22 protein-coding genes are annotated in these 26096 nt (G+C 65.4%); 9 read left to right on the top strand and 13 right to left on the bottom strand.

Translation table 11 applies throughout. The features are described 5' to 3' along the window. Positions 1–143: 143 nt before the first annotated feature. On the top strand, positions 144–980 hold the full coding sequence (locus tag JKG68_RS23830; protein WP_202063830.1) for a bestrophin-like domain: 837 nt from the start codon (positions 144–146) through the stop codon (positions 978–980). Positions 981–1018: 38 nt separating this feature from the next. Here JKG68_RS23830 and JKG68_RS23825 read toward each other — a convergent pair whose 3' ends face one another. Beyond that, entirely contained in the window at positions 1019–1588 is a 570-nt protein-coding gene (locus tag JKG68_RS23825) for a TetR/AcrR family transcriptional regulator (protein WP_202063829.1), read from the bottom strand. 163 nt (positions 1589–1751) lie between these two features. On the opposite strand from JKG68_RS23825, the gene JKG68_RS23820 reads away from it, so the two are divergent. After that, the gene (locus tag JKG68_RS23820) at positions 1752–2885 is read left to right on the top strand and encodes an efflux RND transporter periplasmic adaptor subunit (protein ID WP_202063828.1); all 1134 of its coding nucleotides are present in this window, start codon (positions 1752–1754) and stop codon (positions 2883–2885) included. A gap of 10 nt (positions 2886–2895) precedes the next feature. Next, positions 2896–5979, top strand: coding sequence for an efflux RND transporter permease subunit (locus JKG68_RS23815; RefSeq protein WP_202063827.1), 3084 nt, complete (start codon positions 2896–2898; stop codon positions 5977–5979). Positions 5980–6058: 79 nt separating this feature from the next. Here the strand turns inward: JKG68_RS23815 and JKG68_RS23810 are convergent, their stop codons facing one another. The 7 genes from JKG68_RS23810 to JKG68_RS23780 form a co-directional block, all read right to left on the bottom strand. After that, positions 6059–6511: a Fur family transcriptional regulator gene (locus JKG68_RS23810; protein WP_202063826.1), complete on the bottom strand. Its 453-nt coding sequence runs from the start codon at positions 6509–6511 to the stop codon at positions 6059–6061. Positions 6512–6711: 200 nt separating this feature from the next. Beyond that, positions 6712–7122, bottom strand: a complete 411-nt coding sequence (locus JKG68_RS23805; protein WP_202063825.1) for a Fur family transcriptional regulator — start codon at positions 7120–7122, stop codon at positions 6712–6714. 325 nt (positions 7123–7447) lie between these two features. Further along, complete coding sequence (locus JKG68_RS23800; protein ID WP_202063824.1) at positions 7448–8623, bottom strand: Gfo/Idh/MocA family protein; 1176 nt, start codon at positions 8621–8623, stop codon at positions 7448–7450. A gap of 152 nt (positions 8624–8775) precedes the next feature. After that, positions 8776–9837: a sugar phosphate isomerase/epimerase family protein gene (locus JKG68_RS23795; RefSeq protein ID WP_202063823.1), complete on the bottom strand. Its 1062-nt coding sequence runs from the start codon at positions 9835–9837 to the stop codon at positions 8776–8778. A 197-nt stretch (positions 9838–10034) separates the two neighbouring features. Next, a complete protein-coding gene (locus JKG68_RS23790; RefSeq protein ID WP_202063822.1) occupies positions 10035–10985 on the bottom strand; it encodes a substrate-binding domain-containing protein in 951 nt (316 codons plus the stop codon). A gap of 64 nt (positions 10986–11049) precedes the next feature. Continuing rightward, positions 11050–12048, bottom strand: coding sequence for an ABC transporter permease (locus tag JKG68_RS23785; RefSeq protein WP_202063821.1), 999 nt, complete (start codon positions 12046–12048; stop codon positions 11050–11052). Further along, positions 12045–13565 carry a sugar ABC transporter ATP-binding protein gene (locus tag JKG68_RS23780; protein WP_202063820.1) on the bottom strand — a complete coding sequence of 507 codons (1521 nt, stop codon included), beginning with the start codon at positions 13563–13565 and terminating at the stop codon, positions 12045–12047. Before JKG68_RS23780 ends, JKG68_RS23785 begins: the two co-directional genes overlap by 4 nt. Before the next feature lie 255 nt (positions 13566–13820). On the opposite strand from JKG68_RS23780, the gene JKG68_RS23775 reads away from it, so the two are divergent. Continuing rightward, on the top strand, positions 13821–14885 hold the full coding sequence (locus JKG68_RS23775; protein ID WP_202063819.1) for a LacI family DNA-binding transcriptional regulator: 1065 nt from the start codon (positions 13821–13823) through the stop codon (positions 14883–14885). Between the two features lie 2 nt (positions 14886–14887). On the opposite strand, the gene JKG68_RS23770 is transcribed toward JKG68_RS23775, so the two are convergent. After that, positions 14888–15274, bottom strand: a complete 387-nt coding sequence (locus tag JKG68_RS23770) for a hypothetical protein (protein ID WP_202063818.1) — start codon at positions 15272–15274, stop codon at positions 14888–14890. A gap of 314 nt (positions 15275–15588) precedes the next feature. Between JKG68_RS23770 and JKG68_RS23765 the strand changes: the two genes are divergently transcribed. Further along, on the top strand, positions 15589–16059 hold the full coding sequence (locus JKG68_RS23765) for a VOC family protein (RefSeq protein ID WP_202063817.1): 471 nt from the start codon (positions 15589–15591) through the stop codon (positions 16057–16059). Between the two features lie 270 nt (positions 16060–16329). On the opposite strand, the gene JKG68_RS23760 is transcribed toward JKG68_RS23765, so the two are convergent. Continuing rightward, positions 16330–17961: an alpha-D-glucose phosphate-specific phosphoglucomutase gene (locus JKG68_RS23760; RefSeq protein WP_202063816.1), complete on the bottom strand. Its 1632-nt coding sequence runs from the start codon at positions 17959–17961 to the stop codon at positions 16330–16332. 493 nt (positions 17962–18454) lie between these two features. Here JKG68_RS23760 and cphA point away from each other — a divergent pair, with 493 nt between their 5' ends. Further along, positions 18455–21358 carry a cyanophycin synthetase gene (gene cphA / locus JKG68_RS23755; protein WP_246515787.1) on the top strand — a complete coding sequence of 968 codons (2904 nt, stop codon included), beginning with the start codon at positions 18455–18457 and terminating at the stop codon, positions 21356–21358. Between the two features lie 90 nt (positions 21359–21448). Beyond that, positions 21449–22303 carry a cyanophycinase gene (locus JKG68_RS23750; protein ID WP_202063815.1) on the top strand — a complete coding sequence of 285 codons (855 nt, stop codon included), beginning with the start codon at positions 21449–21451 and terminating at the stop codon, positions 22301–22303. Here the strand turns inward: JKG68_RS23750 and JKG68_RS23745 are convergent, their stop codons facing one another. After that, a complete protein-coding gene (locus JKG68_RS23745) occupies positions 22304–22963 on the bottom strand; it encodes an alpha/beta hydrolase (RefSeq protein ID WP_202063814.1) in 660 nt (219 codons plus the stop codon). It lies immediately after the preceding gene. A gap of 38 nt (positions 22964–23001) precedes the next feature. After that, complete coding sequence (locus JKG68_RS23740) at positions 23002–23262, bottom strand: hypothetical protein (RefSeq protein ID WP_202063813.1); 261 nt, start codon at positions 23260–23262, stop codon at positions 23002–23004. A gap of 248 nt (positions 23263–23510) precedes the next feature. On the opposite strand from JKG68_RS23740, the gene JKG68_RS23735 reads away from it, so the two are divergent. Continuing rightward, positions 23511–24497 (top strand): Bug family tripartite tricarboxylate transporter substrate binding protein, encoded by a 987-nt coding sequence (locus tag JKG68_RS23735; protein ID WP_202063812.1) that lies wholly within the window; start codon positions 23511–23513, stop codon positions 24495–24497. A 20-nt stretch (positions 24498–24517) separates the two neighbouring features. Here JKG68_RS23735 and JKG68_RS23730 read toward each other — a convergent pair whose 3' ends face one another. Next, entirely contained in the window at positions 24518–25315 is a 798-nt protein-coding gene (locus tag JKG68_RS23730; RefSeq protein ID WP_246515785.1) for a DUF1194 domain-containing protein, read from the bottom strand. Positions 25316–25541: 226 nt separating this feature from the next. On the opposite strand from JKG68_RS23730, the gene JKG68_RS23725 reads away from it, so the two are divergent. Further along, positions 25542–25967, top strand: coding sequence for a DoxX family protein (locus JKG68_RS23725; protein WP_202063811.1), 426 nt, complete (start codon positions 25542–25544; stop codon positions 25965–25967). Positions 25968–26096: the final 129 nt, after the last annotated feature.

Raw genomic sequence — 26096 nt, 5'->3', positions numbered from 1 at the left:
AACTCGCCATGATCCGGCTCATGACCCGCAGGATCGCAAGGCTTTGTCAAAGCTCATGAATCGCTCGGACCGACTCTCACCATCAAAATAACCAGCACCGATCACGGGTTCTTGAGGTAGAGTTTCCCGGCGGCGAGCACGGGGTGCGACGGGGGCATCGTCCCGTACCGATTGCGGAGGCGGCGCAGATCATGGACTGGCTCTACAGGCTGATCGCCAACAGCAGCGATGGGGTCATTCTGGCCGGTGGCGTCGTCTGCACCGCCGGTCTTGCCCTTTTCATCGCCATGATCTCGCGGCGGCTTCTGTTCTCACCCCATGACGAGGCGTTCGAGAGCCACAGCAAGCTGGCCGATATGGTCCATGGGAGCCTTCTGGCGTTCTCGGTATTCGTTCTCGCCCTGGTGCTGACGGAAGTGCGCTCCAACCTCGGAAAGGCCGACGACGCGGAGCTTCGGGAGGCGTCCGTCGTCGCGCGGCTCGTTCGCGACCTCCAGACCTTGGGGACCGAGGATGCCGCAACTGCCAGCGAGCGCGTCAAGGACTATGTGAGGTCGGCGGTGACCGCGGAGTGGAAGATGCTCGCCCGGCATAATCCCCTGCTGTCGGACGAAACGGACCGTGCCCTGGCGTCGCTCGTCGCCCAGGTCAATACGGTGGCGGCGGACCATCCGGAGGCCGCCAACGCCCTGCGGGCCTACCTGGACAAGCTGGAAGACCTGCGCCAGAGCCGGCTCGAATTCGCGACGAAGAGTGTGCCCCCGGTGTTCTGGTGGGTGATGGCCGTCTTCATCGTCGGCGCGATGATCATGAACGGGCGCCATAAGCTCGACGCCTTCGGGATGACCCTAGTCGCCTTCCACATGGGCGCGATTGGACTGGTGGTTGCTTTGATCCTGGTGATGGACGCGCCGTTCAGGGGAGAAACCAGCGTCTCACCGGCCTCGCTGGTAAGGGCTGCGAGGCTGCCTTCTCCCTGAGGCCTGCCGGGCCGTGTCCGCTCTCGGGTCCGGCGATCTCAAGGGGCAATGCCCTTGCTGAGCAGCCTGTTCACCGCCTGCAGGATCCGCTCGCGATCCTCATCCGAGAACGGGCTGAGGCCGTGCATCTCGTAGCTGCTCAGGCCCTCGACCGCGAGCCAGCCCAAGAGGGCCGCATCCACGTCCTCCGAGGTCTCCTTCAGGGTCTTCAGGGTCTCCCTGATCACCTGACGGAGCGGGTCGAGAAGCTTGGGGTTCTCGGCGGTGGCCGCCAGCATGCCGCTCGCCGTTTCCTTCATCTGGCCGCCGCACAGCTTCAGAAGAGCCGCTGTGCATAACCGCGCTTCCAGGTTGGGTCCGGGAGGAGCCTGCCCTCGAAGCGCCTCCTTCTCTGCCGACACTTGGTCGATCAGGCGCTGGATCATGCCTTGGAGAAGCGCTTCCTTGGAGGGAAAGTTGTAGAGAAGGCCGCCCTTGCTGAGCCCGGCCTTCTCGGCGACCGCTTCCAGGGTGAGACGTCCCGCGCCGATTTCCGCGACCAGTTCGGCGGCCGCATCGAGAATCTTTTCACGGGAGCTCTTGCGGCCCCTGGAACACGGAAACAACATTTTTCACTCTTGTCTTGTGCGTTGCCGCACTTGCAACTAAACCGTCCAGCCGGTATATAAATTGTTCCACGGCATTGGCGTCAAGGTAAAGTTGCGCTATTGCCGCACCACCATAGTCGTACGCGGCTCGCCAGGCGGGCTCGAAATCCCGGAAGTAAAGCCTATGAAACGGCGCATCGTAGTTTCCCTTGTGTTCATTCTTGCGGTTGGACTCTGCGCCGGCTTGGTCTGGTTCAACTTCTTCCGGGACAAGATGATCACCCAGTTCTTCGCCAACATGCAGCAGCCGCCGCAGACGGTGACGGCCGTCAAGGTCGAGGCGAGAACCTGGTCGCCCAGCATCAGCGCCCTCGGCACGGCCAAGGCCGCCAACGGCGTCGAGCTTGCCGTACAGGTAGGCGGCGTCGTGAAGGACATCAACTTCAAGGCCAACGAGCGCATCCCCGCCGGAAAGGTGCTGGTCCAGCTCGACGATGCGGTCGACCGGGCGGATCTGGCCAACGTCCAGGCCCAGGTGAAGCTCGCCGAGGCGAATTTCACCCGGTCCCGGGCCCTGGCCTCCCGCGGCATCACGGCCGAGGCGACCTTCGAGCAGAATGAGGCGCAACTCGCGACCTCCCGCGCCCAGGAAGCCCGCACGAGAGCGGTCATCGACCAGAAAGCCCTCAAGGCGCCCTTCACGGGCGTGGTCGGCATCGCGAAGGTCGATGTGGGCCAGTATGTCCAGCCCGGCACGGTGGTTGCGAGCTTCCAGGATCTTCAGTCCATGGAGGTCGACTTCACGGTTCCCGAGCAGATGGCCGGCGAGATCAAGCTCGGCCAGGAGGTGCGCGTCGGCGTGACGGAAGGGGACCTTCCGTTCAAGGGGCGCGTTACCGGCAAGGACCCGCGGGTCGATCCCAAGACCCGGCTCGTCTCGGTCCAGGCCCGGATCGAGGACAACAAGAACGAAGCGATCCTGCCGGGCCAGTTCCTGCACGTGGAGGCGATCCTGCCGGAGCAGCCCAACGTCGTCACAGTGCCGCAGACGGCGGTGATCACCAGCCTCTACGGGGATTACGTCTACACCATCGAGCAGGAAGACAAGGCCGGCCAGCAGGTTCAGGTCGCGCGCCAGGTCTTCGTGAAAGCCGGCCGCCGCCGCGGCGGCTCCTTCGAAATCCTTTCCGGCATCAACCCCGGTCAGCAGGTGGTCGCCTCCGGGCAGAACAAGCTGCAGGCCGGAGCGGCCGTCAAGGTCGACAACACCATCGATGTGACAAAGTTCGACGCGACCAAGCTCGCGAACGGGCAATAGGCACAAACCCATGAGCTTCACAGAACTCTTCATCCGCCGCCCCGTCCTGTCGATGGTGGTGAGCCTCCTGATCCTGCTGCTCGGTGCGCAGGGTCTGATGAGCCTCCAGGTGCGCCAGTATCCTGAGGTCGAGGAAACCACGATCACGGTCACGACCGCCTATACGGGCGCAAGCGCGGACCTGATCCAGGGCTTCATCAGCACGCCCATCGCCAAATCCGTGTCGAGCGCGGAAGGCGTGGACTACGTGACGACGCAGAGCCGCCTGGGCGTGAGCACGGTCTCCGTGCGCATGCGCCTGAACACGGATCCGAATGCGGCTCTGACCGAGGTCACCGCAAAGGTGCAGCAGATCCGCGCGCAGCTTCCCTCGGATGCCGAGGATCCGGTCATCATGAAGGGCACGGGCCAGAGCTTCGCCCTCATGTACATCACCTTCGGCAGCACGGACATGAATCCGGAGCAGGTCTCCGAATTCCTGACCCGCGTGGTGCAGCCGCGTTTCGCCACCCTCGAGGGCGTCGGCAATGCCGAGATCCTCGGCGGGCGCGACTTCTCCATGCGCGTGTGGATCGATCCCGTGCGGCTCGCCGCCCGCGGCGTCACGGCCGGCGATGTGGTCACGGCGATCCGGGCCAACAACTTCCTGGCGGCTCCCGGCAAGACGCAGAGCGAGTATGTCGCCTACCGCCTCGACATGCAGACCACCCTGCAGACGCCCGAGACCTTCGGCACGCTGCCGATCCGCTCCAACGGCGACCAGATCGTGCGCCTGCGCGACGTGGCCGATGTGGAGCTGGGACCAGAGAGCACCGACACCATCGTCAGCTTCAACGGCAGCCAGGGCACCTTCATCGGCATCACGCCGACCCCGTCGGCCAACCCGCTCACCGTTGCCGACGAGGTGACGAAGGCCATCGACGCGATCCGCACGACCCTGCCCAAGGGCATGACGGTCCAGATCGTCTACGATGCGTCGAGCTTCATCTCGGCTTCCATCGAGGAGGTGTTCAAGACCATCGGGGAAGCGGCCCTCATCGTCGTCGTGGTGATCCTGCTGTTCTTAGGGTCTTTCCGCTCGGTGCTGATCCCCATCGTGACGATTCCGCTCTCGCTCATCGGCGTGTGCTTCTTCCTTTATGCGCTGGGATATTCGATCAACCTTCTGACCCTGCTCGCCATGGTGCTCGCCATCGGCCTCGTGGTCGACGACGCCATCGTGGTGCTGGAGAACATCCACCGCCACATCGAGGAGGGCCTGAAACCCGTCGAGGCGGCCATCGTGGGCATGAAGGAGATCTTCGTTCCCATCGTGTCCATGACGATCACCCTGGCGGCCGTGTATGCGCCCATCGGCTTCACGACGGGCCTGACCGGTTCGCTGTTCCGGGAGTTCGCCTTCACGCTTGCCGGCGCGGTGATCATCTCCGGCATCGTGGCCGTGACGCTCTCGCCCATGATGTCCTCGAAGCTCCTGAAGTCTCATGGCTCGCAAGGGCGCTTCGCCCGGATCGTCGACCGCACCTTCACGCGGCTCGAGAACTGGTATGGACGGCGCCTGAAGGGCTCGCTGGATTATCGCGGCGTAACGCTCGTCATCGTGGCGGTGCTCCTCGGCACCACGGCCTTCATGTTCACCAAGACCTCCTCCGAGCTCGCGCCGGAAGAGGATCAGGGCGCCTATCTCGGCCTCGTCAACGCGCCGAAATATGCGACCGCCGATTACACCCAGGCCTTCTCCAAGCAGTTCACGGGTGCTGCCGAGAAGATCCCCGAGATCGATGCCAGCTTCCTGATCGTCGGCATCGACGGCGGCGGCGGCGGCTTCGTGGGCTTCAAGCTCAAGGAGTGGAGCGAGCGCGAGAAGAAGGGTCCGCAGACCAAGCAGGAGATCCAGAATCTCCTGAACGAGAACGGCGGCCTGCAGGCCTTCGTCTTCGCGCCTCCGTCCCTGCCCGGCGGCGGCGACGGCCTGCCGATCCAGTACGTGCTGCGCACCATCGGCGATTCGGCCCAGGCCTACGAGGTCGGCGAGCAGATCCGCCAGCGGGCGCAGAAGTCCGGCAAGTTCATCGTCGTTCAGAACTCCATCTCGTACGAGACGCCGCGGGCCCGCATCACGGTGGATCGCGACCGGGCCGCAGCGCTTGGCGTGCCGGTCTCGGAGATCGGCAACACGCTCGGCGCCCTCGTGGGCGGCGCGCCGATCTCGAAGTTCGACCGCGACAACCGCAGCTATGACGTGGTCAGCCAGGTCCGGCAGGCCGATCGTCTGAACCCCGAGCGTCTGGGCGAGTACTATGTTCGCGCCTCGGACGGCTCCATGGTTCCGCTGTCGGCCCTGGTGAGCATCAAGACGGACGCGGCGCCGGCCGTCATCGAGCAGTTCAACCAGCTCAACTCGACAACGCTCTCGGCCCTGCCGCTGCCCGGCGTCACCACGTCGGAAGGCTTGGCGACCCTGCGCGCCATCGGGCAGGAGGTCATGCCTCAGGGCTTCTATGAGGATTATGCTGGCCAGTCGCGCCTGGAGATCCAGGAAGGAAGCTCGATCTTCCTCGCCTTCGGTCTCGCGGTCATCGTGATCTATCTGGTGCTGGCGGCGCAGTTCGAGAGCTTCCGCGATCCGTTCATCATCATGATGTCGGTGCCGCTCTCCATGTTCGGCGCCATGATCTTCCTGAACTTGGGCCTGGCGACCCTCAACATCTACACGCAGGTGGGGTTGATCACCCTGGTGGGGCTGATCACCAAGCACGGCATCCTGATGGTGGAGTTCGCCAACGAGCAGAAGGAAATGCGCGGGATCACCAAGCGTGAGGCCATCGAGGAGGCGGCGCGCGTCCGCCTGCGTCCGATCCTCATGACCACGGCCGCCATGGTGCTCGGCGTGGCCCCGCTGATTACCGCCACCGGCGCCGGTGCGGCGGCACGCTTCTCCATGGGTCTCGTGATCGCATCCGGCATGTCCATCGGCACGATCTTCACCCTGTTCGTGGTGCCGATGTTCTACACCTACATCTCGCGCGAGACGGTGCGGGCCGAGCGGGCCGAGGAACCCCAAGGCCACCGGCAGGCTCTCGCGGCCGAATAAAGAAAAGGCCGGGCGATGGCCCGGCCTTTTGATTGCGTCGCATGAAAAGGCAGGACCGTGGGTTCCTGCCTTTTTCAGTTCAGCGGGCGATCTCGCCTTCGACTTCCATGAAGGGGGAGACGGACTTGAAGCCGGCCTGCTCGGCGGCCTTGCGCACGGCCTCGGCCACCTCGGTCGAGTGAACCTCGATGGTCTCGCCGGTCTTGGAATCGACGAACATGATCTTCATGGCGTTCACGTCGGGCTGGCCATGGGAGATGACGTAGGAGTTCTGCGTGGCCAGCCGGTGGACGAGGCCTGCATCCCGCAGGAAGTCCAGAGCCCGGTAGATCGTCACCGGGGCGAGGCGCTTCTTCTCGTTGCTGAGGCGGTCGACCAGATCGTAAGCCCCGACCGGGCCGCCGTTCTGCACCAGCTCGCGATAAACGCGTTCGCGGATCGGCGTCAGCCTGAGATTGTTTTGCCGGCAGAGATCGTCTGCGCGACGGAGGAGGTTATCCTCTTCTTCTTTTCTGAGGGCCTTGGTGCTCATGAGCCTCACTCCTGTTATTACGGAACCTATATGTTTATATAGGTAAAATGACGCTACGACAATGTGCTATCATTGCAATAAATGCTTGCAAAAATGCCTGTTCCGCAACGGAAGTTGGCATTAAAGCACAGGAAGCCTGTGGCAGCGCGTATCGATAACGTAATAACGTGTAGCGGGGCTGAGGTTTCCTGGGGTGCGCCTCACTTGGCGCAGGTCTCGCACAATCCCCTGATCTCCACGGTCACCTTCTTGGGGCGGAAGGCATGGTCGTCGCTCCAATGGGAGAGACGGTCGCTGATATGCGGGTCCGTGAACTCCCGTACCAATCCGCAGCTCTCGCAGATGGCGAAGGCTGCCATGTCGTGCTCCTGGTGGGGGTGCTTGCAGGCCACATAGGCGTTCAGGCTCTCGAGGCGGTGGGCGAGGCCCTTCTCGATGAGCTTGTCCAGGGAGCGGTAGACGGTGGGCGGCGTGACGGCGCCCTTGGCCCGCATCTTGTCGAGCACCTCATAGGCCGACAGCGGATTCTGAGCCGATGTCAGGATCCGGTGAACCCGCTTCTGGGTATCGCTCAGATCGTCGGCGGCGTGGTGGTGATGCGTGGGAGCCATTATGAATTCGGTTTTTCCGCAAGCTGCGTGGTCATCCTATACGTCATGATTGCGGGTGCGATTTCAAGGTGGTCAAGGTCACGCCCGATCCCGCCCGAGAGGGTCCGGCAGGATCGTCCAAGAGGCCAACCCGTCAATGGCTCATGGGGCCATGACGAGTGAAGCTCTGCGTCCCTCCCCCGGATGGGGAGGAGGGCTTCGGGTGCGCCTGTGCAAGAGGTCTCAGGCAGGCCCGAGACCTGTGGGGGAGGGGAGCCGGCATCGCGCCTGAACCCGGCGTCCGGCAGGAACGCGCCCCGCGATGCACCGGCCTTGAGGGCGAGCCTTAAAGATCGACCCAGGCCGCCTTGCGCTGGGAGGAGCGGACCGCCGCATCGATGAAGCGCACGCCCCTGACGCCCTGGTCGACGGTGGGAACCTGGAGCGAGAACGGATTGGGCTCGCGCTTCTCGATCCGGGCCGCGATCTGCTCGGCGATGTCCGTGTAGAGCTGGGCGAAGCCTTCCAGATACCCTTCCGGGTGCCCGCCCGGAATGCGCGAGGCGGCGCGGGACACCTCGTTCGCCCCATAGCCGTTGCGTCGGATGATGCGCGGCGGCTCGCCGAGCGGCGAGAAGGTGAGATAGTTCGGGTTCTCCTGGTGCCATTCGAGACCCGCCTTCTCGCCATAGACTCGGATCTTGAGGCCGTTCTCGAGGCCGGCCGCCACCTGGCTGCACCAGAGCATGCCCTTTGCGCCCGAGGCGAAGCGCAGCATCATGTGCGCGTTGTCGTCGAGCCTGCGGCCTTCGACGAAGGTGTGCAGCTCGGCGGAGAGCGATGCGACCTCGTCGCCGACGATGAACTCGGCGAGGTTGAAGGCGTGCGTGCCGATGTCGCCCACGGCGCCCGCAGGGCCCGAACGGGCCGGATCCGTGCGCCACTCCGCCTGCTTGCTGCCGGTCTCCTCCATGCGGGTGGCAAGCCAGTCCTGCGCATATTCCACCTGCACGACCCGGATCGCGCCGAGCTCGCCCGCCTCAACCATGGCGCGGGCCTGCCGCACGAGGGGGTAGCCCGTGTAGTTGTGCGTCACCGCGAAGACGAGGCCCGACTCGTGGGCGAGCTTCGCGAGCTGGTCGGCCTCCCGGCGCGTGGTGGTCAGCGGCTTGTCGCAGATCACATGGATGCCGGCCTTCAGGAAGGCGCGGGCGGCGGCCGCATGGGCGTGGTTGGGGGTGACGATGACGACCGCATCGATGCCGTCTTTGAGCCGCCGCTCCCGCCGCGCCATCTCGTTGAAGTCGCCATAGATGCGGTCGGGCTTCAGCAGAAGGTCCTCGCCGGAGGCCTTGGCCCGCTCCGGGTCGGACGACAGGGCGCCGGCCACCAGCTCCCAGCGGTCGTCAATGCGGGCCGCGATGCGGTGCACCGCGCCGATGAAGGCGCCGCGTCCGCCGCCCACCATGCCGAGCCGCAGGCGGCGGCTCAGCTTCTGATCTGCAGATCCTGCGATGGTCATATGTGTCCCCCTTGGTTGTGGCGCTGTCATCCCCAGCCGGAGCGCCAGCGGAGGGGAAGGGAATCCACTCAGTGGCTCGCCGCCATGGATCCCCTTCCGCTTTCTCGTCTTCACGGAAACGATGCGGAGCCTCCACTCGTCACTTGCCGCTTTCAGCTCGCGTCGATGCCGAGCATCCGGCGGTTGGCCGCCTCGTCCGTTCCGCCCGATGCGAAATCGTCGAAAGCCTTTTCCGTGACGCGGATGATGTGCGCCGTGATGAACTCCGCACCCTCCCTGGCGCCGTCCTCCGGGTGCTTGAGGGCGCATTCCCATTCCAGCACGGCCCAGGAATCGTAGTCGTACTGCGCGAGCTTGGAGAAGATGGCGCCGAAATCCACCTGCCCGTCGCCGAGGGAACGGAAGCGTCCCGCCCGGTTGATCCAGCTCTCGTAGCCGCCATAGACGCCGATGCGCCCGGAGGGGTTGAACTCCGCGTCCTTGGCATGGAACGCCTTGATGCGCTCGTGGTAGAGATCGATGAAGGCGACGTAATCGAGCTGCTGCAGCAGGAAGTGGCTCGGGTCGTAGTTGATGCAGGCGCGCGCATGCCCGCCCACCGCATCCACGAAGCGCTCGAAGGTGGCGCCGTCGTGAGTGTCCTCGCCGGGATGGATCTCGTAGGCCACATCGCAGCCCGCATCCTCGTAGGCATCGAGAATCGGCCGCCAGCGGCGTCCCAGCTCCTCGAAGGCGGTTTCCACGAGACCGGCGGGGCGCTGCGGCCAGGGGTACACGAAGGGCCAGGCAAGCGCGCCGGAGAAGGACACGCTCACATTGAGGCCCAAACGCTGCGAGGCTTTGGCCGCCATCAGCATCTGGTCCACGGCCCATTCCTGCCGCGCCTTCGGGTTGCCCCTCACTTCGGGAGCCGCAAACCCGTCGAAGGCTTCGTCGAAGGCCGGGTGAACCGCCACGAGCTGGCCCTGCAGATGGGTGGAGAGCTCCGTGATCTCCAGGCCGTGCGAGCGCACGAGCCCTAGGATCTCGTCGCAATAGGCTTGCGACTCGGAGGCCTTCTTCAGGTCGATGAGGCGCGCATCCCAGGTGGGGATCTGCACGCCCTTGTAGCCGAGGGAGGCCGCCCAGCGGCAGATGGAGTCCAGCGAATTGAACGGAGCCTCGTCGCCTGCGAACTGCGCAAGGAAGAGGCCAGGGCCCTTCATGGTCTTCATGGGTGAGCTCCCGGTGCTCTCCTCCCCAAGTGGGGAGAAGTTGGAGGTGGGGGTGTCAGCGTCACGCCCTGGAACGCGGCGCTCACACCCTCACCCCTGATCCCTCCCCGCCGCAAACCGGGAGCACCCGGTTTGCGTCCGATGAAGCCCATCCCGGGCAGGCCGGGATGAGCGGGGAGGGAGGGGATGAGCGCCCCTTAGAACGGGGAGTTCGGGAAGTAGAAGTTCTTGGCATTGTCCTTGGTGATCAGCTCGGCGTTGAGCGTGTAGGTGCCGCGCATGGGCGCATTGGTGTAGAAATGCGCGGCGGTGACGCCCAGGGCCGTGGAGATCATGGACGGCGGGTAGGACACGTTGGCCGGCACCATCTTGTCGCCGTCCATCACCTTCTTGACCATGTCCTTCATGCCGGCGCCGCCGAGAACGAACTTGATGTCCTCGCGCTTGGCCTGGCGGATGGCTTCCATGACGCCGAGCGCCATGTCGTCGTCGGACGCCCACACGGCGTCGATCTTCGGGTGCTTGGCAAGGTAGTCCTGCATCACCTTGAAGGCGTCGTCACGGTTCCAGTTGGCGTATTGCTTGTCGAGAACCTTGATGCCGGAGCCTTCGAGCGCCTTCTCGAAGTTCGTCACGCGCTCCTCGTCGACCACGGTCGGGATGCCGCGCAGCACGACCACGTTGCCCTGCTTCAGGTTGTCGACGAAGTACTTGGCCGCGACACGGCCGAACTCGGGGTTGTTGCCGGCCACGTAGATGTCCTGGATCGCCGGATCCTTCAGGCCGCGGTCGACGATGGTGACGAAGGTGCCGCGCTTCTTGATCTCGCGCATGGGGTTCGTCAGCTCGTCCGAGTTGAAGGGCAGAACCACGAGGGCGTCGACCTTCTGCGAGGTGAGGTCGTCGAGGGCGTTCGCCTGGGAAGCGCCGTCCGGCGAGGTCTTCACCACCACCTTGAGGCCCGGATAGCCCTTCTCGAGCTGCTTGGCGGTTTCCTGCGCGTGGTAGACGACGCCGCCGGTCCAGCCGTGGGTTGCGGCCGGGATCGAGACGCCGATCGTCACGCTCTTCTGCTGGGCCATCGCGCCGGTGGCGACGCCTGCCATCAGGCCCGCCGCGACTGCGAATTTCAGTACCGTTGCTTTCATCTCATTCCTCCCTAGAGGGTTGGTTTGGGGCCTTTGTCCCTTGTCCGGCAGGCCCGCACCGGTTTCATCGCCCGCGGTGAACGGACCGCTGCACGAGCATGGCGATAATGATGATGGCGCCCTGAACCGCGCCCACGAGAAACTCGGAGACGAAGTTCGACAGCACCATGATGTTGGCGACCAGTTCGAGGATCACCGCGCCGACGACGGTGCCCCAGATGCGGCCGATGCCGCCCTTGAGCGCCGTGCCGCCGATGACCACCGCCGTGATCGCCTGCAGCTCCCACAACAGGCCCGTGGTGGGCGTGGCGGAGCCGAGGCGCGGCACGTAGACCAGCACGGCGATGCCGACGCAGACGCCCTGGATGATGTAGGTCAGCGTCCGCACGCGCCAGATCGGCACGCCCGAATAGCGGGCCACGTCCTCGTTGGAGCCCAGCGCCACCACATGACGGCCGAAGGAGGTGCGATAAAGGATCAGCGCGCCCACGGCCGCCACGACCATGAACGCGATGATCGGATAAGGAACGCCGAAGACGCTGCCGAAATAAACCGGGCGATAGAGCTCGCGCAGCTCGAAGTTGCGCATGGTGATGGTGCCGCCGGCCGCCAGCCAGATCACCAGGGAGCGGAAGATGCCCATGGTGCCCAGCGTCACGATGAACGGCTCGATGCGCCCGAAGGTGACGATAAGGCCGTTTGCCAGCCCGCAGGCCGCGCTGAGCCCGATGGCGACCAGCATGCCGAGCGCCAGGGTGCCCATGTCCCCGGTGCCCATGTTGTTCAGGGTCAGGATCATGACGCCGGCCGTGAGCGCCGCCATGGAGCCGACGGAAAGATCGAGCCCGCCGCCGGCGATCACGAAAGTGGCGCCCACCGCGATGATGGCGATGAAGGCCGAGCGCGTCACCACGTTGAGCAGATTCGAGGCGGTGAGAAAATCGGGATTGATCAGCGCGCCCGCGATGACGAGCACGATGAGCGCGATGAAGGGCGAGAGCGCCCGCATGTCCACATTGAACCGGCGCTTCTCGGCGCCGGTGCGAAGCACGGTTTCAGTCATGCGTGGCCTGCGGCGATTTCCGCCGCCCTTTCTTCGTGAACGCCTGTGGCGAGATAGACGATGGAATCTTCCGACAGGTCGGCTTGCGCGACCTCGCCCGCGACGCGCCCGTTGCGCATCACGACGACCCGGTGGCACAGGCCGATCAGCTCCTGCATCTCGGACGAGATGACCACGACCGCCCGGCCCTCGGCCGCAAGCGACGCGATGAAGCGGTAGATCTGCTCCTTGGTGCCGATATCGACGCCCCGGGTCGGCTCGTCGATGATGACGATGCGCGGCTCCAGCAGCATCATCTTGGCGAGCAGCAGCTTCTGCTGGTTGCCGCCGGAGAGCTGCCCCGCCAGGAGATCCCGCCGCCGGGTGCGGATGTCGAAATCCTTGATCGCCCGGTCGAGGGCGATCTCCTCCGCGCCGCCGTCGATGAACGACCCCTTGGTGAACTTGTCGAGGGCGGCCAGGGAAAGGTTGATCCGAAGGTTCTGCTGCAGGAGCAGGCCCTTGCCCTTCCGGTCCTCGGAAAGATAGACGATTCCGGCAGCCATCGCCTCGCGCGCATCGCGGAAGTGAACGTCCTTGCCGTCGAGGGCGATCGTGCCGTGGCTCGGGCGAAGGCCCACAATTCCTTCGAACAGCTCGGTGCGGCCCGCGCCGATCAGGCCGCCGAAGCCGAGGATCTCGCCGCGACGCAGGGCGAAGGAAACATTCTCCACGAAGCCCGGCACGGCCATGTCGCGAACGGTCAGAAGGGTCTGGTCGGAGGCGGTGGCGGGCTTTTCCGGATAAAGCTTGGACATGTCGCGGCCGACCATGAGGCGGGCCATCTCGAGGGGCTCGAGACCCTCGATGCCCTGGGTTGTGATGTGGCGCCCGTCGCGCAGCACCGTGACCCGGTCGGCAACCGCCTTCACCTCGTTCAGGCGATGGGAAATGTACAGCACCGCCACGCCCTGGCTGCGCAGCTTGCGAATGATCTCGAAGAGGCTTTCGGCCTCGATGGGCGTGAGCACGGCGGTCGGCTCGTCGAAGGCGACGACCTTGTGCGGCACGAGCAGGGCGCGGGCGATCTGGACGAGCTGCCGGTCGGCGATGGACAGGCGGCTGACCTGCCGGTCCGGGTCGATATGGGTGCCGAGCTCGGTCAGGATCGCCCGCGTCTTCTCGCGCATGGCCTTGTCGTCGACGAAGCCGAAGCGCCGGATCTCACGGCCGAGGAAAAGATTTTGCGCCACCGTCAGGTCGGACGCGAGCAGGATCTCCTGGTGCACCAGGACGATGCCGTGGCTTTCCGCATCGACGGGACCCGAGAAGGTGATCGGCTGGCCGTTCAGGTGAAGGCTGCCCTTCGTGGGCGGGATATGGCCCGACAGGATGCGCATCAGGGTCGACTTGCCGGCGCCGTTCTCGCCGATGACCGCATGGACCTCGCCGGGCCTCAGGTCAAGCGAAATGCCGCTCAGGACCTCGATGGGTCCGAAGGATTTCGAAATGTTCTCTGCGCGAAGAACGGAATCCATGAACTGCTCCGGATGAGCGGCATCGCCCGCATCGGCCGAGGCGAATGCGGCATCGAAGAATGCAACGGGTGGGGATCAGCTGGACGAGGCGTGCGCTGGCATTCGGGTCCTCCTGCGTGTCGGTTCGTCCTCTGTCGGGACTTTTAACGAACTAGGGCTGTCGAAGGGCTCGACAACCGCCCTATGTAATCGATTACATGCAACTTTACCGAAACGAAGGCTTCTGTCAAACAGAACCATCGTAGGGGGAGATCCATGGACGAGGCGGGGCAGGGAGACAGGCCTGATGGGGACGGCGCGCTGTTCCGCGCCGCGCGGATCCAAGATGTCGCGCGGCTTGCGGATGTGTCCACCGCCACCGTCAGCCGGGCCCTCGCTACCCCGGAGCGCGTCTCGCCCGAGGCGCGCGCGCGGGTGCTGGAGGCCATCGCCAAGACCGGCTACGTGCCCAATCCTGCCGCCCGGACCCTGCGCTCGCAGAAGACCTACATGGTGCTCGTCGTGCTGCCGGACCTGTCGAACACGTTCTTCTCCAAGATCCTGCGCGGTATCGAGGAGACCCTGTTCGAGGCCGGCTACGGGATGATCATCAGCGATCTCGACGGCTCGCCCGCAAAGGAGGCGCATTTCGCGGCCTTTACGGCGGCGGGACGCGTGGACGGCGCCATCCTGCTCAACGGGCACCTGTTCGGGCAGAGCCGGGACGGGGAGGGGCAGCCTGCCCGGATCACGATCCCGCTCGTCGCCCTCTGCGAGGCGATTCCCGGCGCCGACATCCCGCAGATCGAGATCGACAACCGGGCCGCGGCCTCCCGGATGACCCAGCACCTCGCCGGGCTGGGCCACAGCAGCATCGCCTATGTGAGCGGGCCTGCGATCAACGTGCTGGAGCGCGAGCGCTTCCAAGGCTTCAAGGAAGGCCTCCAGGCGGCAGGCCTGCCGTACGATCCCGCCCTGGTGATTCCGGGGGACTACACCATCGAGGCCGGGGTGGCGGCGGGAGAGAGGCTGGTGGCCCAGGCGACGCGCCCCACGGCCGTCTTCTGCACCAGCGACGAGATGGCGATCGGCCTCATGCGCACGGTTCTGTCGGCCGGATTGCGGGTGCCCGAGGACATCTCGGTGGCAGGCTTCGACGACATCGACTTCGCGGCGGTGGCCGAGCCGTCCCTGACCACGATCCGCCAACCGCGCCGCGAGCTGGGGCAGGCCGCCGCAACGGCCCTCATCGATCTTCTGCAGGGGCGCACCACGCCCAAGCGCATTCGGTTGGAAACGGAGCTGGTGGTCCGGGACAGCGTCGCGCCGCTCCCCCGATAGGCTCAGAACATCGAGAAGGCGCCGATGAACAGCACCAGCACGAGACCGATAAAGCCGACGAAGCCGTAGAGGGCTTTTCGCGAGCCGGTATTCCGGTGGGCATAGCCCTCCTTCTCGCCGCTGTTCTGCCAGCGGTCGACGCTCTCCTGACGCCTGGCAAGGTCGATCTGGTCCGGGGTCAGCGGGGTGCCGCCGGCCTCCTCGTCGGTGCCCAGCGGGGAGAGGCCTGGATCGAAGACCTCGTTCTTGTCCCCCGTGCGGCCGCTGTTGATGTCGCCCTTCAGCTGCGCCGTGGTCGAGCCCTGGGTCATGGGCGGCGCGTCCATGGGCTTGATCGTATGGGTTCGTGGAATGTCGGTCTGGTTGGGGTTGTCCGAACGCGTGGTCATGGCAGTCTCCCGGGCTCCGCTGATGGGGAAACCATCGGGACCACCCGAGGTTCCTGGAGCCTCCGGGGCTCCCGCCCGGAGCCTGGCAGGCAAGAAAAAAGGCCACTCTTGCGAGCGGCCCGAAGTTTAGGGAGGAAACGCCCAAGAAGGGCAGCAACGCGGCGACGCCAATCGCCGTGTTGCACTGCAATAACTAAGCGGTGCGCCGGCGGCTTTCAAGCTCAAAAGGTCAGCATCGTTGCCCAATTTTGCGCCGCCCTGTCACAGGAGTGAAGCAAGGAAAGCTGGACACGCGGGAGCGTCCGAAGGACACAATGAGAGCGCCGGAGAGGCCTCAAGGGGTAAGGAATGCCGAAGCTGAACGCCGTTCTCGAACCGCGCTGTATGTGGACGACCTGCCGCGCGCCAGGGCTTTCTACGAGGAGGCCCTCGGCCTGCCCGTTCTTCTCGCAAACCAGCGCATGTGCGCTTTCGATGTGGGCGGAAAGAGCGTGCTTCTCACCTTCCTGCGCGGCGGATCGGCCGGATCGATGCAGACGCCCGGCGGAACGATCCCCGGGCATGACGGGCACGGACCCCTGCATATGGGCTTTGCCATCGCGGCAGAGGAGCTCGCCGCCTGGGAGGAGCGCCTTCGGGAGCGGGGGATCGCGATCGAGAGCAGAACCACCTGGAGCCGCGGAGGCACCAGCCTTTATTTCCGGGATCCTGACGGGCACCTGCTCGAGCTGGCGACGCCCGGGCTGTGGGAGACGTATAGAGGTTTTCCGGAAGGCCGGGAATGACTGTGGGCATGACACGGAGGTCGGCACCACCCTGTCATCCCCGGCGAACGAAGTGAGGGAAGGGGATCCAGTCACACGCTCATTGCTATGGATTCCCTTCCCCTCCGCTGACGCTCCGGCCGGGAATGACACGGAGGTTTGCGCAACCCTTGTCATCCTAAGGCCGAGCGTCAGCGAGGGAAGGGGATCCATAAACCACCGTGCGTGTCAGCGCATTCGCTGCGCACCAGCCGGGAATGACACGGCCGGGCGGGGATCCCCCAGCCCGGATCAGGTCACGACGCTCGGCTCGCTGCGTCCCGTGCGGGCGGCGATCTCCGCGATCTCGTTGGCGGCCTGCACGACGGGAGCCAGGACGTCGGCCGTCGGCAGGTCGTGCCGGCTGGCGTCGGGCTCGAAGCGCTCGAGGTAGACCCGCATCGTCGCCCCGGAAGTGCCTGTGCCCGACAGGCGAAACACGGCGCGGGCATCCTCCGCGAAATGGATGCGCACGCCCTGCTTCGGGGTGACGGAGCCGTCCACGGGGTCCGTATAGGCGAAGTCGTCGCAGGACTGGACCGTGAGGCCGCCGAAGCGCTGGCCGGGGAGGCCGGGAAGCTTCGCCCTCAGGGCGTCCATCAGCTCGTTGGCCGGTGCCGTCTCAAGCTCCTCGTAGTCGTGACGGGTGTAGTAGTCGCGCCCAAAGGTGGCCCAATGCTCCCGCACGATCTGGTCCGCGGGCTTCCGGGTGACCGCCAGGATGTTGAGCCACAGGAGCACGGCCCAGAGACCGTCCTTCTCGCGGATGTGGTTGGAGCCCGTGCCGGCGCTCTCCTCGCCGCAAAGGGTGATGAGGCCCGCATCCAGAAGATTGGCGAAGAACTTCCAGCCGGTCGGCGTCTCGAAGCAGTTGATGCCGAGTTTGGCCGCCACCCGGTCGGCCGCGCGGCTCGTCGGCATGGAGCGCGCCACGCCCGCAAGCCCCCCCGCATAGCCGGGTGCCAGATGGGCATGGCTCGTGAGGATCGCGAGGCTGTCGCTGGGCGTCACGAAAAGGTTGGGGGCCACGATCATGTTGCGGTCGCCGTCCCCGTCCGAGGCCGCGCCGAAATCGGGCGCATCGGGGCCGAGCATCAGCTCCATGAGCTCATGCGCGTGGACGGGGTTCGGATCGGGGTGATGGCCGCCGAAGTCGGGCTTGGGCTCCCCGTTCACCACGGTGCCGGCAGGTGCGCCGAGGCGGCCTTCGAGGATGGCCGTGGCATAGGGGCCCGTGATGGCGCTGAGCGCATCGAAGCGCATGCGAAAGCCGGAGCGGAACAGGTCGGCGATCTTGTCGAAGTCGAGCAGCTGCTCCATCAGTTCCGCATAATCGGCAACGGGATCGATCACGTCGACCGTCATCTCCCCGACCCTGCTCTGGCCGATGCGGCCGAGATCGACGTCCGGGGCGTCGGCGATCCGGTACTCGGTGATCGCGCTCGCCTTCTGGAACATGGCCTCCGTGAAGGATTCAGGCGCGGGCCCGCCGTGGGACATGTTGAACTTGATCCCGAAATCGCCGTCGGGTCCGCCAGGATTGTGGCTGGCCGAGAGCACGAGCCCTCCGATGGCCTTGTGCTTGCGGATCACGCAGGAGGCGGCCGGCGTGGACAGGAGTCCCTTCTGCCCCACGAGAACGCGGCCGAACCCGTTGGCGGCCGCCATCTTGATCGCGGTCTGAACCACGGACTCGTTGAAGAAGCGCCCGTCGCCGCCGATCACCAGGGTCGATCCTTCGGCGCCTTCGACATTGTCGAAGATCGCCTGGATGAAGTTTTCCACATACCGCGGCTGCTGGAAGACGGTGACCTTCTTGCGCAGGCCGGATGTGCCCGGGCGCTGATCGGAAAACGGCGTCGTGGGAATGCGGGTGGTCACCATCGGTGCTGATCACTTCCTTGAGTGGGCTCTTTAAGGCCGGTTCTCGAATGCTTGTCCCGCCCCGGCGGGGCATGCGATCATTTTAGGGTTGCGTCGGCCAGATGCCACTGCCGAGATGAAGGCAGGATGAAGGATTTTCGTTCCTCCTGTGGCCGGATTTGCCTCTTGTCTCCGAAGCAAAGCAGGGTGTTCGACCATCGGAGAATGGTCTCAAAGCATAAAATCGCGCGCTCCAAGCATCTCGCAAGACAAACAGAGGCATGAAACGACGTGCCGAGGCAGGCTTATTTGTAACCTATGTTAATCGCTGGCGTTTTTGGAATATAGTCCTTCCGGAGTACTGGAACAAACGGCACTGCTTGTGGATTGAACAGCACCCAAGTGCATTCTGCATGCTCTTTCATCGTTAATCACCAAATACAGGCGTGGACGCCAGGCGGTCTGCAGAGGAGCGGAGCCGTCTTTTCGTTCCACTCTCAGGAGCTCTCAAAAAATGGGCGATGATCTTCACGCGCAGGCCGGTTCCGGAGAAGCCATGAGCCAGCTGTCGGATCAAAAGCACGATTCCCATGCTCAGGTTTCACCGGGGGGCGCAACGGCCAGATCGCCTGCCAATCCGATGCGCGTGATCGAGCGCGGCGTCTACCGGGGAGCTCATCTCTACAGCCTCACGCCCATGATCCGGATCAAGCTCGATCTCGGCACGCTGGAGGAGTGGCCGTCCAATCGCCTGCCGGGCTTCACCGAGCGGCTTCTGGCTCTTCTGCCGGGCCTGCACGGACACGGCTGCAGCTTTCATGAGCCCGGCGGCTTCGTGCGCCGTCTCGAGGAAGGCACCTGGCTCGGTCACGTCGCCGAGCACATCGCCCTCGAGCTTCAGACGCTGGCCGGCTCGCGCGTCACACGGGGCAAGACCCGGTCCGTCAAAGGCGAGGCCGGCGTCTACAATGTCATGTACGCCTATCGCGAGGAGCAGACGGCCCTGGTGGCCGGCCGCCTTGCGCTGCAGCTCGTGGATTCGCTGCTGCCGTCCGAGCTGCAAGGCATCAGGGGGCTCGACCGCATCTACAAGGACGAGGACGAGCCCGCTTTCAGGGGCTCCTTCGACTTGAATGCCGCCCTCAAGGCGCTCCGCTACGTGCATCGCCGCACGGCGCTTGGACCCACGACGCTCTCTCTCGTGCAGGAAGCCGAGCGGCGGGGCATTCCCGTGCTGCGCCTCGACGAACAGAGCCTCGTGCAGCTCGGCACCGGACGCCACCAGAAGCGCATCCGGGCCAGCATCACGAGCATGACCTCGCAGATCGCCACCGACGCGGCGGGCGACAAGGACCTGACCAAGAGCCTTCTGGCCGACGCGGGGCTTCCGGTCCCGAAAGGCGACGTGGTCCGCCGCGCCGATGATGCGGTGCGGGCGGCCGAGCGCATCGGCTATCCGGTGGTGGTCAAACCTCTCGACGGCAATCACGGACGCGGCGTCAGCATCGACCTGACCACGGCGGACGAGGTCACGCGCGCCTTCGAGGAGGCCTCCCAGCACAGCCGGCGCGTGATCGTCGAGAAATATTTCAAGGGCCGGGACCACCGCATTCTGGTGGTGAACGGCGAGCTGGTCGCAGTGGCCGAGCGCGTTCCGGCGCATGTGACCGGCGACGGCGAGCGCAGCATCTCGGCCTTGGTCGACGAGGTGAACAAGGATCCCCGCCGCGGGGACGGGCATGAAAAGGTCATGACCCGCATCAAGATCAACGATCACGTGCTGGGCATTCTGGCAAAGGCCGGGATGGATGCGGGCAGCGTGCCGGCCCTGGGACAGGTGGTGTATCTTTGCGATACGGCAAACCTCTCGACCGGCGGCACGGCCATCGACCGCACGGACGACATTCATCCCGACAACGCCCTGATCGCCCGCCGCGCCGCGCGGGCCATCGGCCTGGACGTGGCCGGCATCGACTTCATCGCCCCGGACATCGCCCGCTCGGTTCGCGAGACCGGCGGCGGCATCATCGAGGTGAACGCCGCACCCGGCTTCCGCATGCACCTCCAGCCCTCAGAAGGAAGGGCGCGCAACGTGGCGCGCCCCGTGATGGACATGCTGTTTCCGCGCGGCGCGGCGACGCGCATCCCGATCCTGGCCATCACCGGCACGAACGGGAAATCCACGACGTCGCGCATGGTGGGGCACATCCTGCGCGCCCATGGGCTCAATGTCGGCCTGACCTCGACAACCGGGATCTACGTGAACGGCGACAGGATCGTGGAAGCGGACGCCTCCGGGCCTTGGAGCGCGCGCGTGGTGCTCCGCGACCCGACGGTGGACGTGGCGGTGCTGGAAACGGCCCGCGGCGGGATCCTGCGCGAGGGGCTGGGCTTCTCCGAATGCGACATCGGCCTCGTCACCAACGTTCAGCCCGATCACCTGGGGCTGAAGGGCATCGAGACCATCGAGGATCTCGCCTGGGTGAAGTCGGTGGTCGTCGAGGCCGTGCACCGCAACGGCACGAGCATCCTCAATGCGGACGACCGCATGTGCGTGAGCATGCGCCGCCGCGCCGGCGGCCGGATCGGCTACTTCTCCCTTCGGGGCGGAGCCGACATGCCGGACTTCCTGCGCGAGCACATCGATGCAGGCGGCTTCGCGGTGGTGCGCGAGCCCGGCGCCGTCGATGGGGGCGAGATCGTCATTCACGACGACGGCGACAGCATTCACCTGATGCGGGCGGCCGAAATCCCGGCCACCCTCGACGGGCTTGCCGAGTTCAACGTGCAGAACGCCCTCGGGGCTGCGGCCATGGCCTATGCGCAGGGTGTTCCCGTCAACGTCATCCGCATGGCCCTGTCGACCTATACCACGTCGTTCGAGCACAGCCCGGGCCGCCTCAACGTCTTCGACGGACACGGCTTCCGGGTGATCCTGGATTACGCCCATAATCCGGCGGGCCTGCAGGCCCTGGGCAATCTCATCCTCAAGATGAAGCCGCGCCATCGCCGCATCATCGGCATGATCAACATCCCCGGCGACCGGCGCGACGACGACATGCGCGAGATGGGCGCGCTGGCCACGCGCTATTTCGACGAGATCATCTTCCGGGAGGATCCGGCCCGTCGCGGCCGCAAGCCGGGCGAGATCATCGGCCTGCTCGTCGAAGGAGCGCTTGCGGCAGGATTTCCGGAGCAGAAGATCACGCGAATTTTGAACGAGGATCAGGCTGCCGGCGTCTGCCTGAGAATGGCGCAGCCGGGAGACCTCGTGGTGCTCACGCCCACGGACGTGGAGGGCATGTGGCAGCAGGTGCTCGACTTCCGGGCCCATCCTGCCGGCTCCTTCGATGTCGAGATCGAACGAGGCGGGCAGGCCGGGACGGAACAGGCCGAAACCTGGCGCAAAAGCGCCTGAACGGCATCGTAGAATTTCATCAAACGGCGCGATCCGCCTTCGCCTTGCGGCGCAGGGCGGATCGCCATTGCAGCGGGACCTTTCAGGATCATGACGGAACGCACGAGAAAGACACGGCAGGGACCGCTCATCATCATCGGCGGCGGCGAGGACAAGGAGGGCAAGCGCGTCATCCTGCGCGAGGTCGCCAAGCATCTCGGCGGCGGCAGGCTGGTTCTCGCGACCGTCGCGTCCCATGAGCCGGAGGGCTACTTCGAGGCCTATCAGAACGCCTTTGCCGATCTTGGGGTCACGGACCTCGTGGAGGTCTATGTGAAGGACCGGGCCGAGACGCTCGATCCGGAGAAGCTGCGCCTGTTCGAAGGCGCGGCCGGCGTGTTCTTCTCCGGCGGCGACCAGCTGCGCATCTCGAGCCAGATCGGCGACACGCCCATCGAGCAGCGGGTGCGGGAGATCCACGACCGCGGCGGCCTGCTCGCCGGAACGTCGGCGGGTGCCTCCGTGATGAGCGAGACCATGCTGGTGAAGGGAACGAGCGGCGAATCCTACAAGATCGGCGACCTGCACATGGCGCCCGGACTCGGCCTCGTCCGCAACGTGATCATCGACCAGCACTTCGCCGAGCGCGGACGCTTCGGCCGCCTGTTCGGGGCCGTGGCGCACAATCCGCGCGAACTCGGGATCGGGATCGACGAGGACACCGCGCTCGTTCTCGAAGACGAGCGGTTTGAGGTGATCGGCAGCGGCTGCGTCTACGTGGTCGACGGGGCGGGCGTCACGCATTCCAACATCGCCGAGGCCAAGCCGGAGCGGTCGCTGTCCATGTACGACATCCGCATGCACGTGCTGAGCGCCGGCGACGCCTTCGATCTGGCGCTGCGGCGCCCGACCGAAGTGCCCGATCTGCAGAAGAGCCACGCCATCGAGGCGCAGGTTTCCGGCTGATCAGGCAAGAACCGCGCGAAGCCAGCGGGTCATGTCCCGGTCGAGCGCCTCGCGGCACTGATCGAGCCCATGAAGGCAGCCGGGATAAAGGACGAGCTCCTTCGGCTCGCCGGCTCGGGCATGAAGATCGTGGGAGCAGGAGGGCGGCAGGATCTCATCCTGCTCGCCATGGATGAAGATGACGGGTTTCGGGCTGAGCCGCCCGACCGGCTCTGTGCCGGCCGTCTGGCTGCTGAGCGCCGCAACCGCGATCACGGCCTCGCTGATCGCGCCCGCATTGATGACCACCGCTCCTCCGAATGAATGCCCCACGAGAACGATCCGGCTCTTGCCGAGACTTTCAAGATAGGCCAGCCCGACCAGCACATCGACAACGCAGTCCTGCAGGTATCCGGGCCGGCGATAATCCAGTTCGAGGGAGGTCACGCTCTCCTGCCGAAACAGGGCGCCGAGGCGCGTATAAAGGCCGCCGGCAGGACCGCCGAGCCCGCCTCCCGCGCCGAATACCCAGAGGACGGCGCGCTCGCCCCCGGCGGGATGATGGCGGCATGTGATCGGGCCCTCGGTGGTGACAAGCTGGAGGCGCTCGGCCGCAGCCCCTTCAGGAAGCCGGATGACGTCCTGAAGGGTAATGGCTGCGTGCGGGGATGCTTGAGGCATGGGTCTGCCTAACCGGGAGGCTTGGATCCTGCCTGAAGCTACGGATTGTTGCCGCCGGAATTCTCCTGCTTGGGCGCTTTGCCGACCTGGGCCGGATCCGTGCCCTGCGGGGCGTCCTCGGCCGGCTTCACCTCGGCGGGATCGGATACCCCCTCGTTGACGGGTTCGCGGGCACCTTCCTCATGGGGCGGAGGCCCTGCAACGGCCGAGCCGCCCATGTAGGAGGGCGGGTCGCTGGCCGGGAAGGAATATTCCGAACCGGCATCGACCAGATCGTCCTCGTCCTTCTTGACGCCCATCTGTTTTCTCCATCCTGCGGGAATACGCTTGCTACAGGGCAATCCCGCGAATGGCCGCATGTTCAGGCTTGGCGGTAAAAAAACCGGGTGTGCCGGAGCAGGGAGCGCCCCGCGCGACGATCCTGCTTACGCTGACGGGAGGCTTCTTTTCCCGCAGGACGGCTCTGGTCGCCTTTGGCCATCCCCCTATGTGCAGCCCTACACCTGAACCATAACAGGACGCCCCTCGGGAGACGCCGGAGAACCCCATGAGCCAGACACGTCGCAGCATCCTGTCGAAGATCGCCGCCGCTTCCGCGGCCACCGCCCTGGCGCCATGGTCCGCCCTCGCGCAGTCCGGCTATCCGTCCAGGCCCGTCCGGGTCGTCGTTCCTTATGCGGCCGGTGGCGGAACGGACTTTTTCGCCCGCCTTGTCTTTGCCGCCATGGGCGATCAGCTCGGGCAGCAGTTCGTCATTGAGAACCGGCCCGGTGCTGGCACCAACCTCGGGGCGGAGGCCGCCGCCCGGGCGGAGCCCGACGGCTACACCCTTCTGCTCGGCGACACGGCAACCTTCTCGACGAACCGCACCCTCTACAAGAAGCTGAACTTCGATCCCTACAAGGACTTCAGCCCGATTTCCCTGAGCGGACGCTTCGCCCTCGTGCTCCTCGTCAACACGAACAAGCTGAAGGTCGGCTCGGTTCAGGAACTCATCGCGGAAGCCAAGAAGGAGCCGGGGCGGATCAACTATGGGACGCCGGGACTGGGAAGCCCCTTCCATCTTGCAACCGAGCTGCTTTCTCAAGCGGCCGGGATCAAGCTCACCCATGTGCCCTACCGCGGGGCGGCGCCTGCCGTGCAGGATCTGGTGGCCGGGCAGGTCGACATGATGTTCATCGACTTCGCGACGGCGCGCTCGCAGCTCTCCGGCCCGATCAAGGCCATCGCCGTGGCCTCGCCGGGCGCATTTGCCGGCCTCCCCGGGGTGCCGCCGGTTGCCGCCGACGTGACAGGCTTCGAGGCCTGGGCCTGGCAGGGGATCGTTGCGCCCGCCGGAACGCCGCCCGAGATCATCGCCAAGCTCAACGAGACCTATCGGCGGGTGATCGGCAATGCGGAGATCCGCGAGAAGCTCATGGGCGCCGGGATCGACGTGCTGCAGAGCTCCCCAGCGGAGATGGCGGCCTACATGCAGGAGGAGGGCACCAAGTGGGAGAGGGTGATCAGAACCGCCGGCATCACGCTGGAATGACCCTTTGACTGCGGCCTGCCTCAGTTGCGGTCCCAGCGGTACATGCGGCGCTCGCCTTCCAGGCAGTTGACCGGCGCGTCCGCCTGGATTTTCTGGATCAGCGGCTCGGCCGGGACAGCCGCGATCTCCCGGATGATCTTGGTGCGGATGGCGTCGGCGAATTGCTGGCGCTCGCGCACCGGGATCAGAAAGGCTCCTTCTCCGCCGATCACGCAATCCCGATAATAGTGGTCGAGATTTTCCATGTCGCCGAAGCCGCTCGGCCGCTTGAGCATGATGGGGAGCCCGTTGATCGTGATCCCCTTGGCAACCGCCTCGTTGCGGGCCTCCACGACGCCCCGTCCGCTGCTGTTGGGTCCGTCGCCTGAAATGTCGATGACCCTGCGGATCGGCTCGACGCCGGTCTTGTCCAGGAGCTTGACGCCGAAGTCGATGGCGCCGGAGATGGAGGTGCGCATGACCCGGCCGATCGGGGTATTGCCCAAACCCTCGGCGAACTTCACCGCGCTCTCGGGGCTTTCGACGATGGTCCAGGGGACCACGACGGCCTGGTAGTCCACGCCTGACCATTCCACGTAAGTGACGATGATCCGTCCCAGCATGCCGTTTCGGATGGCATCGTGCACCTGGGGGGAGCGGAACGCTTCCATGAACCCCTGGCGCTGGAGCTCCTGCTCGTCGGGATCCATGGAGCGCGAGACATCCACGGCCAGCACCAGCGCAACATCCACTTCGGTTTCGGCTTTCGCGCCGGAAGCGGAGAGCCAGAGGGCTGCTGCCATGAGGGCCGTGACCATGCCTTGAAGCCTGCGATTCATCCCCGCCTCCGTTCCCTGCAGAGGCAGAAGCTGGCACGGGTGCACTGCCGGGCAAGGCTCGAGGGCGGGTATCGGGCTCAATTTAGCGTGAAGGTGGCCAGCCTTCTCTGGCGTCGACAAGGAGGATTATGCGCGGTTGCAATGTCTCCCGCCCGCGTTTGCGCTATAAGCGCCACCCGGAGAACAGAGGCCGCCTGGTGTGGGCAGGCTGAAACAGGAGGCTCCTATGCGTACTTCAACGACACTCGACCGGTGGTCGCCCTATGCCCTGGCCGCTCTGCGGATCGTCACGGCGTTGATCTTCATGGAACACGGAACGCAGAAGCTGTTCGGCTTCCCGGCTCCTCCCCAGAGCGGCTTGCCGCCGCTCCTCTCGCTGTTCGGAGCCGGGGCGATCCTCGAACTCGTCGGCGGCCTGCTGATTCTGGTCGGATTGTTCACCCGGCCGGTCGCCTTCATCCTCGCCGGCGAAATGGCCGTGGCCTACTGGATGTTCCATGCGCCTCAAAGCTTCTATCCGGCCCTGAACGGCGGAGATGCCGCGATCCTGTATTGCTTCGTGTTCCTGCTGCTGGTCTTCACCGGCCCGGGAGCCTGGAGCATCGACGGCGCCAGGCAGCCCTCCGGCCCGCGGCACTCCTGGGAGCGCTGATCCAGGCACTCCTTTTGCCGAGGGCGGCGCCGGATCAGGCCATCCGGCGCCCCAAGGCCCGCCATTGCGGCAGGGCCGCGTTTTTCGCCTAGCCCGAAAGGGCTGTGTTATCGGGGCTCGCATGTGGGA

The sequence above is a fragment of the Microvirga aerilata genome, from assembly GCF_016743775.1.
Classification (GTDB): Bacteria; Pseudomonadota; Alphaproteobacteria; order Rhizobiales; family Beijerinckiaceae; genus Microvirga; species Microvirga aerilata.
Note: the sequence above shows the minus strand (reverse complement) of the source record. Positions and strands in the feature narration are given on the sequence as shown.